Source organism: Thalassospira lucentensis MCCC 1A00383 = DSM 14000, assembly GCF_000421265.1.
In the GTDB taxonomy this organism is placed as follows: domain Bacteria; phylum Pseudomonadota; class Alphaproteobacteria; order Rhodospirillales; family Thalassospiraceae; genus Thalassospira; species Thalassospira lucentensis.
On record NZ_ATWN01000006.1, the window covers coordinates 249,986 to 264,626 of the forward strand.

General features: G+C 54.7%; 13 protein-coding genes. 4 read left to right on the top strand and 9 right to left on the bottom strand.

Annotated features, from left to right (window positions below; translation table 11 throughout):
• From K355_RS0114120 to K355_RS0114130, 3 genes are read right to left on the bottom strand one after another with little or no spacing between them, the layout of a single operon-like run.
• Nucleotides 1–1,524 carry a tripartite tricarboxylate transporter permease gene (locus K355_RS0114120; protein WP_022732803.1) on the bottom strand — a complete coding sequence of 508 codons (1,524 nt, stop codon included), beginning with the start codon at nt 1,522–1,524 and terminating at the stop codon, nt 1–3.
• Nucleotides 1,525–1,539: 15 nt separating this feature from the next.
• On the bottom strand, nt 1,540–2,091 hold the full coding sequence (locus K355_RS0114125; protein ID WP_022732804.1) for a tripartite tricarboxylate transporter TctB family protein: 552 nt from the start codon (nt 2,089–2,091) through the stop codon (nt 1,540–1,542).
• Nucleotides 2,088–3,032: a tripartite tricarboxylate transporter substrate binding protein gene (locus K355_RS0114130; RefSeq protein ID WP_022732805.1), complete on the bottom strand. Its 945-nt coding sequence runs from the start codon at nt 3,030–3,032 to the stop codon at nt 2,088–2,090. Before K355_RS0114130 ends, K355_RS0114125 begins: the two co-directional genes overlap by 4 nt.
• Nucleotides 3,033–3,268: 236 nt before the next feature.
• On the opposite strand from K355_RS0114130, the gene K355_RS0114135 reads away from it, so the two are divergent.
• Together K355_RS0114135 and K355_RS0114140 are read left to right on the top strand one after the other, a co-directional pair.
• Nucleotides 3,269–4,102 (top strand): sulfite exporter TauE/SafE family protein, encoded by an 834-nt coding sequence (locus K355_RS0114135; RefSeq protein ID WP_028791615.1) that lies wholly within the window; start codon nt 3,269–3,271, stop codon nt 4,100–4,102.
• 110 nt (nt 4,103–4,212) lie between these two features.
• Nucleotides 4,213–4,884, top strand: coding sequence for a FadR/GntR family transcriptional regulator (locus K355_RS0114140; RefSeq protein WP_022732807.1), 672 nt, complete (start codon nt 4,213–4,215; stop codon nt 4,882–4,884).
• An 11-nt stretch (nt 4,885–4,895) separates the two neighbouring features.
• On the opposite strand, the gene K355_RS0114145 is transcribed toward K355_RS0114140, so the two are convergent.
• The 5 genes from K355_RS0114145 to K355_RS0114165 all read right to left on the bottom strand — a co-directional run bounded on the left by K355_RS0114145 (nt 4,896) and on the right by K355_RS0114165 (nt 9,926).
• Nucleotides 4,896–5,654: an aspartate/glutamate racemase family protein gene (locus tag K355_RS0114145; protein WP_022732808.1), complete on the bottom strand. Its 759-nt coding sequence runs from the start codon at nt 5,652–5,654 to the stop codon at nt 4,896–4,898.
• Nucleotides 5,651–6,487, bottom strand: coding sequence for an ABC transporter permease (locus K355_RS0114150; RefSeq protein WP_022732809.1), 837 nt, complete (start codon nt 6,485–6,487; stop codon nt 5,651–5,653). The genes K355_RS0114145 and K355_RS0114150 overlap by 4 nt, the downstream gene beginning before the upstream one ends.
• A gap of 2 nt (nt 6,488–6,489) precedes the next feature.
• A complete protein-coding gene (locus K355_RS0114155; protein ID WP_022732810.1) occupies nt 6,490–7,347 on the bottom strand; it encodes an ABC transporter permease in 858 nt (285 codons plus the stop codon).
• Between the two features lie 138 nt (nt 7,348–7,485).
• Nucleotides 7,486–8,802: an ABC transporter substrate-binding protein gene (locus K355_RS0114160; RefSeq protein WP_022732811.1), complete on the bottom strand. Its 1,317-nt coding sequence runs from the start codon at nt 8,800–8,802 to the stop codon at nt 7,486–7,488.
• Between the two features lie 38 nt (nt 8,803–8,840).
• Entirely contained in the window at nt 8,841–9,926 is a 1,086-nt protein-coding gene (locus K355_RS0114165) for an ABC transporter ATP-binding protein (protein ID WP_022732812.1), read from the bottom strand.
• Nucleotides 9,927–10,244: 318 nt separating this feature from the next.
• Here K355_RS0114165 and K355_RS0114170 point away from each other — a divergent pair, with 318 nt between their 5' ends.
• Together K355_RS0114170 and K355_RS24065 are read left to right on the top strand one after the other, a co-directional pair.
• Entirely contained in the window at nt 10,245–10,976 is a 732-nt protein-coding gene (locus tag K355_RS0114170; RefSeq protein ID WP_022732813.1) for a GntR family transcriptional regulator, read from the top strand.
• Between the two features lie 594 nt (nt 10,977–11,570).
• Nucleotides 11,571–13,148, top strand: a complete 1,578-nt coding sequence (locus tag K355_RS24065; protein WP_022732814.1) for an aldehyde dehydrogenase (NADP(+)) — start codon at nt 11,571–11,573, stop codon at nt 13,146–13,148.
• Nucleotides 13,149–13,272: 124 nt separating this feature from the next.
• Here K355_RS24065 and chrA read toward each other — a convergent pair whose 3' ends face one another.
• Nucleotides 13,273–14,640: a chromate efflux transporter gene (gene chrA / locus K355_RS0114180; RefSeq protein ID WP_022732815.1), complete on the bottom strand. Its 1,368-nt coding sequence runs from the start codon at nt 14,638–14,640 to the stop codon at nt 13,273–13,275.
• Between the last annotated feature and the right edge of the window lies 1 nt (nt 14,641).

Here is a 14,641-nt window from a genome sequence, read left to right on the forward strand (position 1 = left end):
CTAATCGCCGTCTTGTTCATCGGTGACAGCGCGGTTTTTCTTACGCATCTTCAAAACAGACCGGATGCTGAAAATGACAGACAGCAAGGCTGCGGCCAGTAGCACGGCTGAAATCGGGCGGGTAAAGAACACCGTCCAGTCGCCGTCACTCATCAAGGCACGGCGCAGGTTGGTTTCGGCAATCGGTCCCAAAATCACGCCCAGCACCAAAGGTGCCAACGGGTAATCAAGCGATTTAAGCCCATAGCCAACCAGACCAATCGCACCAAGCAGATACAGGTCCGTTACACGGTTATTGAGCGCAAACGCCCCAATCACACAGCAAATCATCACGGTCGGCACGATGAACTGCTTGGGAATGTCGGTCACGCGCAGGAACAGACGCATCGACAACACACACACCACCAGCATCATCAATGACGCCACAATCATGGCAATGAACATACCATACGCCAGATCGGCATTATCCATGATCAAACGCGGGCCAACCGAAATGCCGTGCACCATCAGGGCCGCCATCAGGATCGCATCAACCGCTGATCCGGGAATGCCCAATGCAATCATCGGGATCAAACCGCCACCGGCCGTCGCAGAGTTCCCGGCTTCCGACGCGATCACGCCATCTGGCGTGCCCTTGCCGAATTCTTCGGGGGTTTTGGAGCTGCGTTTGGCCTGATCATAGGCCAGAAGGTTGGCAATCGAGCCACCTGCACCGGGCAATGCACCAATAAACACCCCAATCAGGGAGGACCGAATAAGGTTCACCGGATGCATCAGAACTTCGCGCATCACGGCCCAGGTTTTGAATTCGATCACATCGGGGATCAACGCCCCCTTGGTTTCTGATTTGCCATCATCTTCGACTTCACCCATCAGCTGGCTGATGGCAAAGATGCCGATCAAGACAATCAGAAACGGCAGGCCGGGCATCAGAATGTCCGAGTCAAACGTCAAACGCGGACGTCCCATCATCGGATCGGGCCCAACGGTCGCCAGACCAAGGCCAATCACACCGGCAATCAGGCCACGCATCAGTGAATTACCGACAAGCGATGCAACAATCGTCAGCGCAAACACGATCAACGAGAAATATTCCCACGGGCCCAGCTTAACCGCGATCAGGGCCAATGGCGGTGCGGCAACAATCAGAATGATGGTCGAAATGATCGTTCCAAAGAAAGATGACCAGACCCCCAGCGAAAGCGCACGCCCCGGTTCCCCGCCCCGCGCCATCGGATAGGCGTCAAAGGTGGTGGCAACCGAACTTGGTGTTCCGGGAATCCCCAAAAGGGCCGCACTGATCAGCCCGCCGGTATAGCCACCGACATAGACCGACAGCATCACCGAAACGCCCTGCAACGGATCCATGGCGAAGGTCAGCGGCAAGGTCAGAATGATTGCCATCGTAACCGTAAAGCCCGGAATGGCCGCCGCAACGATCCCGGCAACGGAACCAATCAGCATATAAATCAGGGTATCGAATGCGAAAACCTGATGGGCACCGGCAAGAAATGCATCCAGCATGATCGTAAACTTCTGTTAGCCCGCGAACAGTACGCCGCGCGGGAGAAACACGTTAAAGACTTCGGCAAACAGCAGATTCAAGCCAACCGAGAAAATCAGGGCGGCGATCAGGGACTGAATGACGGTCTTTTTCGAAATACCTGCGATCATAAGCTGTGTGATCAGCAGAAACACAAAGGTCGCCAGCGAAAATCCGGCATAGGGCAAAACGCCAAGGTAGATCACCAGCAAGCCAAACAGCGCAAAGGCAAACCGGCGCACCTTGAGCCATTCAGCCAAAGCCGCGCCAAGACCACTTAGGTGACCGGTCTTGCGAAGATCAATGACGGTCCGAACTGCCGAAATCAGGCACAAGACCGCCAGAACGGCAAAAACCAGCTTGGGGAACGATCCCGCACCAAGTGGTTCCCAGCGTGATGTCGGCAACGCACTCGCCCGGACGGACAGATAAACCGACCCCAAACCAAATACGATGTATGAAATCAGCCGTGCGAATTCTGCCCTTGCACGAGAAGCAGCGGATGCATCTGCACCCGCTGCTGCTGATTTCTCAGTCCCGTTCGTCATCCTGCGAGCTTGCCAACCAGACGGTTAACAGTTTCAGACAGTTTGCCGAGATAGGCTTTGTATGCATCCTGACCAAGGAAGACCGGCTCGGAACCAACATTTTTGATTTTGGTCCGGACGTCTTCGTTCTGCATGACTTTTTCCAGATGTGCTTCAAGCGCATCTGCAACATCCTGCGGCGTGCCTTTCGGAAGAACAACACCACGGGTCACTGCAAGATCAAGATCCTGACCAAGTTCCTTGAAGGTCCGAACATCAGGCTCTTCGGCGGTACGTTCTGGCATGCCAACAGCGGCAAAGATCAAATCGCCATTTTCAACAAACTGACCCGCCGATGAAACGTCACCGATGGCAACGTCGATGTTGCCACCAACCAGTGCACGGATACGCTGACCGGTACCTTCATACCCGACATAGGAAAACTGAATGTCAAAAGCATCTTCGATCATGGCCATGTGCAAATGCGGCACACCGGCAAGGGTCACACCGGCACGAACGGCACCCGGATGTTCTTTGGCATAGGCAACCATTTCTTCAAAGGTCGAGAAATTGTCGTTCTTTGACAGCGTCAGATACTGCGGCGACGAGGTCACCAGCGCGATCGGCATGAAGCTGTCCCAGTTCAGGTCCGTAATGCCGGTACCGTTTGAGATCAGAAGGCCTTCGTGGATCTGCGAAATCGTGTAGCCATCTGCCGGACGTTTGGCGAATTCTGCCAAACCAACATTGCCGCCAACGCCGGGCATGTTGATCACCGGAACAGCCTGACCGGTTTCTTCGGCAAGACCCTGTGCAACAAGACGCATCTGCGTATCACTGCCGCCACCCGGGCCCCATGGGACGATGAATTCAATTGGTTTCGTCGGATAGTCTTGCGCCTGCGCCGGACCGGCAATGGCAGCAGCCATCAAACCGGCGGCAACGGCAATCTTGCGGAACATGGTAAGTGCCTCCTGATGAGTTATTCGAATCAATCAAAACCAATTAAATTTTGGTTCCATCATTTTGTCGGCATATTGTTGTCATCTGAATATTGTATTCGCAAGCCTAAAAACGCATTTATGCGTATTTTTCGCGATATTTCACGTATTGTTGCGCAAATTTATTGCCAATCTGTAATCACTGGCGTTAGTACCTATACAGATGTAATCGCAAAATTGGTTTGGATTGGTTTGAGATGATTGAAATTGAAGGCACCATGAGCCTCTATCTGGTTTGGGGCGCTGCCATGCTGTTTGCCGGCGTTGTCGGTGGGATCATGGCCGGGCTTCTTGGTGTGGGCGGCGGCATTGTTATTGTGCCGGTGCTCTATCACTTTTTGACCACCATGGGGGTCGACGAGTCGCTGCGCATGCAGGTCGCGGTCGCCACCTCGTTAACGACAATCATCGCCACCGCCATCTCATCCACCCGAAGCCATTATAAGAAAGGGTCGGTTGATACGGCCCTTCTGAAACACTGGGGACCGGCCATTATCGTTGGTGTGATCATTGGGACCGCCATTGGCGGCCTTGCCGATGGTCGGGTTCTGACAATTGTGTTTGCCGTTGTTGCCCTTCTGGTGGCCGCCAACATGATCCTGGTCAAAGACCGCGAAACGGATGAGGCCAAAAATCCACCGAAATCAGTCTGGGCCGTACTGGGTGTGATTGCCGGTAGCCTGTCGGCCATGATGGGAATTGGTGGCGGCACGATTTGTGTGCCGGTGCTCAACTTCCTTGGCTATGACATCCGCCGTGCGGTTGGCACGTCTGCGGCCATCGGTTTGATCATCGCCATCCCCGGCACGATTGGCTATGCCATGTCCGGTATTGGTGTTGACGGGCGCCCGCCCTTCTCAATCGGCTATGTCAATGTTCTGGCCGCCGCCCTTTTGATCCCGATGACCGTGCTCTGTGCACCAATTGGCGCACGCATTGCCCACACCATTCCACGCCGGGCATTGCGCATGTGTTTTGGCCTGTTTCTGGCTGTGACATCATTGCGGATGTTCTATGATCTGATTAACTGATATCAGTTCAGACAAACGTCAAAGCCGAACCAGTCCTCTGGGAAATGACGCCGCAAAAAATGGGTGCGGATTGGTTCGGAATAGGGATCGCCATAAAAAGAATAACGACCATGCATGATATCGCGACACAGGGACTGGCCGAGAAACTCAAAGCGGGTTTCACCGATGGCAGCTTCGTCAAAGACGGGCGCGTCATTGCAGAACGTCACCTTGCGCAGCAACTTGATGTTGGCCGCCGCGCCCTTCGCAAGGCATTTGATTTGCTTGAGGCCGAAGGCATCATCTGGCGCCGTCAGGGACAAGGGACCTTTGTTGGCACCCCGCCAACCCCACGCCTGCGCAAGCTTGAAGGCATCGCCACCAAAACCAGCCCGTTCGAAATCATGGAAGTTCGTCAGGAAATCGAACCGTCCATGGCCCGCTTTGCCGCCCTTCGTGCGTCACAGGGCGATATTGATGCCATGCGCACCATGGTCGAACACGCCGCCCGCGCGATCACACAGGGCGAGTATGAAAAATGGGATGCGGCCTTTCACCAGAAACTGGCGGAATCGGTTAAAAACACCTTGTTTCTGGCGGTGTTTGAGGCCGTCAATGCCGTGCGACGTGATGCGGCATGGGCCCGCATGCGCGAAAGCAGCCATTCCGGCAGCCTGATCAATGACCTAAGTCGGCAACACCGTGAAATTGTCGATGCGATTGAACAGCGTGACCCCAAACGTGCAGAAGACGCCATGCGTCGCCATCTGGCACAGGTCGAACAGGCCCTAAAACAAAGCTGAGCTCTCGTTGCTCAACCTTGCGGGGCGAAACCGGAAAACATCCCATGATACGTCTTAAGCGGCGGGCTGGCATAGGCCCCGACCTTGCTGGTGTGAAGACCCAGCATCGCCATGGCTTCAATCATCTTGACTGCCGCACTGACCCCGTCAATCACCGGCACGCCAAGCTCGTCCTTTAGACGGTCGGCAATATCGGTCATGCCCGCACAGCCCAGAACGATGGCTTCTGACCGGTCTTCTGTCAGGCTGGCTTTTGCCTGTTTCTTAAGCGCCTGATAGGCCGCGTCTGCCCCATCGCCTTCGAAATCAAGCGTTCGGACACCCGCCGCCCGGACAACACATTGCGAGGCCGCGCCATACTTCGCGACCAGATGCTCAAGCGGACGGACCGATACCGGCATCGGAGTGACAATGGCAAAACGCGACGCCACGGCGGCGGCCATGCGAAGCGCCCCTTCGCACAGGCCCAAAACCGGCGCGCTGGTCAAACAGCGTGCCGCATCAACCCCGGTATCGTCAAAACAGGCAACCACATATCCACCAATCGGATTTGCGATATGATCGGGTGCGGCTTCAAGGTCGCGAATGACTGACAGCAACCCGACACTGGCAAAGGCCTCGTCGTAATATCCTTCGATGCTGGCCGGGCCAAATTGCGGATTAAGCGCGATGATATCAGTATTCGCGCCAACAATGCTGCGTGCCTGATCACCAACCTTTCGGGTGAACCCCTCTGAAAGGTTGGGATTGATAACCGCGATCTTGCTCATGCTTTTTGCCCTTTGCGCATTCTAAGGATCGCCACCGACCCAAGGGCAAGTGCGATCACCAGGAACGAGAACCCGGTGGTCACCGTGCCCAGCGCATACAGAACTGGCGTCGTGACATTGGTGGTCATGCCATAAATCTCAAGCGGCAGGGTATTAAGCGCGCCTGCCGTCATCAAAGTGCGGGCAAATTCATCGTAAGACAGGGTAAAGGAAAACATCGCCACCCCGATCAAACTCGGCCCGACCATCGGCAAGACAACATATTGAATGGTTTGCCAGTTACTCGCCCCCAAATCACGCGCGGCTTCCTCGTATGACGGATCAAACCGGTTAAACACCGCAAACATGATCAAAAGCCCGAACGGGAAGGTCCATGTCAGATGCGCACCAAGGGCAGATGTGAACCATTGTGGTTGCCATTCGATGATGTTGAACAGCAAGCCAATCCCCAGCGAAATCAGGATCGAGGGCACAATCAAACTGGCAATCGCCAGATAGAACACAATACTGTCGCCCTTAAACCGGCGGCGGAATGCCAGACCGGCCATAAAGGACACAACAACCGTCACCACCATGACAATCAGGCCAAGCTTAAGCGACCGTAAAAACGACCCGCCAAAGTCGCCGACCGCCTGACGTTCAAACAGATTGCCAAACCAGTGGAACGAAAATCCGTTCATCGGGAAGGTCAAACCACCATTCACGCCCTGAAACGACAGGATAAAGATCGTCAGCATCGGCCCATAAAGGAACAGGACAAACAGGGTGAAAAACGCGGCAAGGAAGTAAAAACTCGTCGGACGCCGTTCACGGGTCTTGCGCGACATTGCCATGATTACAGCTCCTTCCTGATATCAACCAACCGTAACAATCCGGTCACGATCAACAGAACCGTAATCAACAGCACCACCGCACTGGCCGCGGCGGCCGGGTATTGCAACAGACCGATTTCATTGGAAATCTGCAAACCAACCGATGCACTTTGCCCGCCACTCATCAAACGCACCGTGATGAAATCACCCATCACCACCGTGATGACAAAAATCGATCCGATGGCAATGCCCGGTTTGGACAGCGGTACGATCACTGATTTTAAGGTTTCAAACCCGCTGGCCCCGGCATCGCGGGCCGCCTCGATCAACGACCGGTCAATTCGCATCATCGAATTGAAAATCGGGACCACCATAAACAGCGTATAGAGATGCACATCTGCCAACACGACTGCGAAATCGGAAAACAAAAGGAACTCAAGTGGCTGATCGACAATGCCCATATTGATCAGGGCGGAGTTCAAAAGCCCGTTGCGCCCCAAAAACGGTATCCACGAAATCATGCGAATGATGTTTGAGGTCCAGAACGGGATGGTACACAGCATAAACAGCACGATCTGCCACGTCAGGCTGCGGACATGGAAGGCTAGGAAATAGGCCACCGTAAAGCCGATCAGAAGGGTAAACACCCACGTTAAGGCGGCATATTTCAAGGTATTGAGATAGATGCTCCAGGTCACCGAAGACCCAAGCAAGTAACTATAATTTTCTAAAATAAAATCAGGCAGGATTCGGTATTCGTCATAATCCCAGAAACTGACAATCACGATGGTCAGCAACGGAATGACAAGAAAGACCGCAAAGATCGCCGCCATTGGCGTGATCAGAAAATAAGACGATCGTTTGGACGTATCAGAAGCCATGGTCTGTCCCTGAATGCCTGCCGGAATAAATGGTCAAATAAGGAATGATCAAGTCTGGCATTTGAAATCAATTAGTGTCTGAACCCAATTGGGTGTCGGGCGCGGCATGAACCGCGCCCGACAATGTCAGTCGCCAAATTATGCGGCGACGAATTCGTTCCACTTGCGGATCATGTGCTTGTTCTCGTCCATGACAGAGTTCCAGCATGCGACCGAGCCCATACGCTCTTCGTACGAACCGCCATCGCGCACAGCACCGGCTTTTTCCATAACCTTGCCATCCGGGCTGAGGATATCGCCTTCGGCGGCTTTGCCTTCCATCCAGAAGCCCCATTCGTCTTCGGACATGAACTTTTTCGCGGTTTCAGGCGCAGCACTGTAATAGCCCTGACGGTTCAGATACGCACCGACCCAGCCCGACAGGTACCAGTCGATATATTCGTAGGCTGCTTCCAGTTCGAGACCCGAAAGGTGCTTGGCAAGACCAATGCCACCACCCCATGCGCGGTAACCTTCTTTAAGCGGCTGGTACTTACAGGCGATGCCTTTGGAACGCACGGCCGCAACTGCGGGTGACCACATCGACTGAATAACAACTTCGCCCGACGCCATCAGGTTGACCGACTCATCAAAGCTTTTCCAGAATGCACGGAACTGACCGGCATTTTTGGCATCGATCATCACCGCAATGGTTTTATCGATTTCTTCCTGGGTCATGTTGCCTTTATCGCCATAGGTAACTTCACCCATGGCTTCGCACACCATGGCCGCATCCATAATGCCAATCGACGGGATGTTCAGGATCGATGCTTTGCCTTTGAACGCCGGATCGAGCAGATCAGCCCAGCTGTCAATCGGACGTTCGATCAGGTCCGGGCGAATGCCAAGGGTATCGGCATTGTAAATGGTCGGGATCAGGGTCATCCACTGGGTCGGTGCGGATGCAAAATCAACGCTGTCGGGACCTTCGACAAAACCAACCTTATGCGGTGCGGTGCCTTGAGCAATTTCGGAATCCGGGGTCAGTTTACCGGTAATGAACAGCTTGGAAATCGCGTCATAGTTTTTAAGCTTGGTGGTGTCCATCGGCTGCATGGTGCCGGCCGGGAAAACCTTTTTACAAATCCAGTATTCGATATCGGCGATATCAAATGAATTTGGCTGGGTCACTGCGCGCTGGGCGACCGCGTCCGAATCAAGGGCGGTCATCTGAAGCGTAAAGCCAAGGTCTTCTTTCACCTTATCGGCAACCGCATTGATGTTGGAAACACCCGTGCCGAACTGACGCAGGGTTACATTTTTGATGTTCTGCGCCCAGATGGTCGGAAAGCCGGTAATTGCGCCCGAACCAATGGCCGCACCGGTGGTAATTGCCGCACCCTTAACAAAGCTACGACGCGAAACGCCGGTGTCGGTAAGAAGATTCTTCGCTGATTTTTTGATGTCGATCGTCATGTGAAGCACTCCTGATAGTTTGTTTGGTTTGTTTTCGTTTACGCCAGAACATGTGCGTGTTCAGGCTTCCAATAGGCGATGAACTTGTCCTGGCGCCTTACTGGCGCCTGCCGAAATTCACTTTCGGTCTTCATCAGAGTTATCTCCTTGCCGTCGCTTGTCGTCGCGACGATCCTGACCCACAGTCCGAGGTACTCGACCGTGGTAATTTCGACGGGGATTTGCCCGTTTTCGGTATCTTCTGGCGCGTTTTCGTCCAGACCGATCAGGTCTGTGCGAATGGTGAATTCAAGTTCCTCACCAGCCTTTCCGTCGGCAAAACCGGGCAGGAAAAAGCTGTCAGGTCCACGCGCAAGCAAGGTGCCCGCCGGGCTGGATTGCGAAACCGTGCCTTTGAAAATGTTTTGACCGCCCATGAAATTGGCGATGAAGCGCGATTTGGGCTGATTGAAGATTTCCTGCGGGCTGCCTTTTTGGCGAATGATCCCGTCTTCCATCACCACCACCATGTCCGACAGGGCCAATGCCTCGTCCTGGGCGTGGGTGACATGAACGAACGTAATGCCAAGTTCCTGCTGCAACCGGCGCAATTCATCACGCATGCGCGCACGCAAAAACGGATCAAGCGCCGAAAGCGGCTCATCAAGCAGAAGGACCGAGGGTTCTGTAATCAAGGACCGTGCAAGTGCGATACGCTGTTGCTGCCCGCCCGAAAGCTGATCGGGTTTGCGGTCGGCAAACTGTTCCATCTGAACACGCGCCAACATTTCCTTGGCGCGCTCTTTGCGATCCGGTGCTGAAACACCCTGCATCTTCAGGCCAAAGGCAACGTTCTCCGCACAGGTCATATGCGGAAACAGTGCATAATTCTGGAACATCATCGCCGTGCCGCGTTTGACCGGCGGCAGTTCCGTGACATTGCGATCACCGATCAAAAGATCGCCTTCGCTAATCACTTCATGACCGGCGATCATACGCAAAGTCGTCGATTTTCCGCAGCCCGATGGGCCAATCAAGCAGCAATATGCGCCCGCCGGAATTTGCAGATCAATGGATTTGACCGCCTGTGTGCTGCCATAGAACTTACTGACAGCAATCAATTCAATGGCTCCGTCGCCCTTCATTCGCTCACCCATCGCTGCACGCAAAATTGTTAACAATATTATTGTCGATTGCTGGCAAAATGCGTGCCACTTGTTCTTATTGGCTGTTTTGTGCGGGAGTCAGCTCAAACATTCATACAAACCGCAGAAGCCCTGCTTGTTTTCTGCACATCATTTGCGCGTTTTTTACGCATCTTGGTTTGGTTGATGGTTATTAATGCAATCATATGGAAAAGGATGAAACTGACCCCTTCGATTTTTTATTGTTAAAATCGTCAACAATTTTGTAGAAATAAACCCACACCTGAAAAACATGAACGAACGGAAAGAATCGTCACGATGGCCAAGGCCGAAGATTCGGGCGCCTACAAGGGCAGCGGGAAGCTCCGCCCGGAGGAAATGATCTATCAGGAAATGCTCGATGCGATTCTTGATCGCAGGCTCGAACCGGGCATGAAACTGGTCGAGGAAGATCTGGCCAAGACGTTTGGCGTCAGTCGGGCGCGCATCCGTGCGACGTTCCTGCAGCTTGCCCATGACAAGCTGATCAATCTTGTGCCCAATCGCGGCGCCTTTATTGCTGAGCCGACCATCAACGAAGCGATTGAGGTATTTTCTGCGCGCCGCATGATTGAGGACGGTGTTGCCCGCAAAGTGGCCACCAGCATGACGCCGGAACGTGCCGATCAAATCAGAAACCATCTGGCGCGCGAACATGCGGCCCACCATGACGGCGACCACCGCGCCGCCATCATTTTATCGGGTGAGTTCCATCTTCTTCTGGCCCGTCTGACCGGCAATCTTGTAATCGAGGAATTTCTTGAACGGCTGATTTTGCGAAGCTCATTGATCATTGCGATGTATGAAAGCCCGCAGCCGGTTGATTGCTCCCACAGCGAACATGACCGCTTGCTTGATGCATTACTCGGTGGCGATCCCGATGTGGCGGCCGCCGAAATGTCCCGCCACCTTGATGCCATCCGCGACCGGTTGCAGCTTCAGCGCCCCAAACCCGGCAAAACCGACTTTGCCAGCATTTTTGGCCGCACGCCAAGATCCGAAGCCAGCTAAGCTAAGCTAAGCTCAATCAAGCCAAGCCAAACCGGACAACTCCCTACGCCAACATCCTTCACTGTGACTGTGATGCCGCGGCCAACATGGGCAAAGCGATGATGATCCCCGTCATCTCCGGTCATCGCGGGGAACAACATCATGTCGTGCACCGTTAAACGTAGAACGCAGCTTTACCCTTAGACAGTTTTGCGCGGCAGACAGCATGCCGATCATGCCGACACCATGACCAAGTCACCCGCCACAAGGTGCGTGCATCACACCGGGCCCAGACCTGATATCGAAAGTCTGGCAATTGACCCTGCCCGGTCGCAACGTCAAAACCACCCCAAACCATCAGTCGACGAACATTGTATAAAATATTCGACCGGTATAAATGAGCCTGTTACTGTCCGGAAAACCATCAAATACGGCCCCGCCGCAATATTATCATATTGTATGATGTTTACATCCGGGGGCCGAGAACCTAAGCTGCGCCGAGTTTATCAAGACTGCGCCCTTTGGACTGCCGCGATGCTTGGCATCTGCCGCGGTCTGAACTGGATCGCGCGGTACATACAAAGTCACAGGACTTACATCTCATAGGAGACCTACATGCTTAGTGGACAGCATTATATCGCCGGTGAATGGCTCAATGGGCCAGACGTATTTCAGGCCGATAGCCCGGCAACCGGCAACAAACTGCCAACCAAATTTCAGCACGGCACCGAAGAACTGGTTGATCAGGCTGTTACCGCCGCACAAGCCTGTGCCGAAGAATTCGCCGCCATGCTGCCGGCCAAACGCGCAGAATTCCTGCGTGCGATTGCCGATGAGATTGATGCACGCGGCGACGAAATCACCGAAATCGGTACCCTTGAATCAGCTCTGCCTGCTGCACGCCTGACCGGCGAGCGCGGCCGTACCGTTGGACAGTTGCGCTTCTTTGCTGACTGGATCGAAGAAGGCTCATGGTTCGAAGCCCGCATTGAAACCGCACAGCCAGACCGTCAGCCGCTGCCAAAACCTGATCTGCGCGTGATGAACAAGGCGCTGGGTCCGATTGGCGTCTTTGGCGCGTCAAACTTCCCGCTGGCCTTTTCGACTGCTGGCGGTGATACCGCATCGGCATTGGCTGCTGGTTGCCCGGTTGTGTTTAAGGGCCATGCTGCCCATCCCGGCACCTCAGAAGTCGTTGCCAAGGCAATTGAAGCCGCCGTTGCGAAAACCGGCATGCCCAAAGGCGTGTTTAGCCTGATCCATGGCGGCACACGCAAAGTTGGTCAGGCACTGGTTGCCCATCCGCTGATCAAGGCGGTTGGCTTTACCGGTTCGACCGGTGGTGGTCGTGCGCTGTTTGATATCGCGGTATCGCGCCCGGAACCGATCCCGTTCTACGGCGAGCTTGGCTCAAACAACCCGATCTTCCTTCTGCCCAAAGCCATGGGCGAAAAGGCCACCGAAATTGCCAAGGGCTGGGTCGGGTCGCTGACCATGGGTGTTGGCCAGTTCTGTACCAATCCGGGTCTTCTGATCGCGGTTAAGGGTGCGGACCTTGACGCCTTTGTCGACAAGGCTGCCTCTGAGCTTGGTCAGGTTGACGGTGCTGCCATGCTGACCGACCGCGTTTCAAGTGCCTATCACGATGTCACAGACGCCATGAGCAAACATGGCAAAGTCACCTGTGCGCTGAAACGCCGCGATTCCGATGGCAAATTCGAAGGCAGCCCGGCGATCTTCCGCACCACGGCGGCCGATTGGAAAGCCAACCCGGAACTGGCCGAGGAAATGTTTGGTCCGGCCGGTATCATTGTTGAATGTGACACTGTTGATGAAATGATTGCCCTGTCGGCAACCCTGATTGGTCAGTTGACCGCAACTGTTCACATGGTTGATGGCGATTCAGACGTTGCAGGCAAACTGCGCCCGGCATTGGAGAAATGTGCAGGCCGTATCCTGATCAACGGTTGGCCAACCGGTGTCGAAGTTTGCCATTCTATGGTCCACGGCGGGCCGTACCCGGCAAGCACAGACTCGCGTTCAACCTCTGTCGGGTCGCTGGCGATCAAACGGTTTATCCGTCCGGTTTCCTATCAGGCCTTCCCCGATGCGCTGCTGCCAGCTGCCATTCAGGATGCCAACCCGCTGAACATTCCGCGTCTGGTCAATGGCAAGTGGCAGATGCCGGGCTAAAAAACCATCAATTGGTTTTACGCATAAAGGGCGCGGCCAGACGGTCGCGCCCTTTTGTATGAGGAATATTTCGTCCTGAAATATGTTCTCCCTTAAAGCACTTTGCATTTAGCTCACAGTCGGATCATAGAATGCCGGTCAGGTTAAACACCCCGCCAAGCCCTGCGCAAAGTGCCAATACCGCAATGGTTCCGACCCGAAACCGGAACACCGCCAACAGTGCCAACACGGTCAGTACCGCCGCCGCACTGTTCACCGATTCCAGAACCGGAACCATCAGGTCCAGACCATACCCCGTTACCAGTGTCAGTTCGGCAAAGACCACATGCAGCCCGAACCACACCGCAAGATTCAGGATCACGCCGACAACTGCGGCGGTGATTGCCGTCAGGGCCGCAGCCAGTTGATGATTGTCCCGCAGCCGCTCGATGAAGGGTGCCCCAAGGAAAATCCACAGAAAGCAGGGCGTAAACGTAACCCAGGTCGTGAGCAACCCGCCCAGAGTCCCAGCGATAAGCGGCGATAGTGTGCCCGCCTCACGCAAAGCGCCCATGAACCCCACGAACTGCGTGACCATGATCAACGGGCCCGGTGTGGTTTCGGCCATGCCAAGACCGTCGAGCATCTCGCCCGGTGCCAGCCAGCCGAAATTCTGCACCGCCTCCTGTGCGACATAGGCTAAAACCGCATAAGCGCCGCCAAAGGTCACCACCGCCATGACACTGAAGAATCCCGCGATCTGGCTGAACACATTCGCAGGACCGAGCACAAGAAAAAGCACCGCGACCGGCACGAGCCACAGACCAAGCAGGATGGCAGAGATGCGGAACGCCCAACTGCGGTTGACACGGGTATGGTCGGGGGATTCGTCACCCAGCAGCGTATCGGCATCGGCGACCTGTACCGAGCCGATCTTCCCATGTCCGCCCCCGTCGCGAAACGCCGGAATATTCGCACGTGCCCCGGCAAATCCGATCAGCCCCGAAACGAGGATGATCAACGGAAACGGCGCCTCGAAGGCGAAGATTGCGATGAATGCCGTTGTGGCAATCATCAGCATCGCGCGATTTTTCAACGCGCGCCTGCCGATCCGAATCACCGCCTGTACGACAATCGCCAGAACAGCCGCCTTCAGCCCGAAGAACAGCGCCGCGACAATCCCGACATTACCCCAGATGGCATAAATCCAGCTCACTGCCATGATTGCAATAACACCGGGCAAGACAAACAGAACGCCAGCAACGATCCCGCCAAACGTGCGGTGCATCAGCCATCCGATATAGACGGCAAGTTGCTGCGCCTCCGGGCCAGGCAGCAACATGCAATAGTTCAGTGCGTGCAGAAACCGCTTTTCGCCCAGCCATTTCCGCTCTTCCACAAGGATCTTGTGCATCATTGCGATCTGTCCGGCGGGACCACCGAAACTCAAAAGACCAATCCGGGCCCAGACTTTGATCGCCTCTCTCAGCGTCGGGTAATCAGGCTTGCCCATG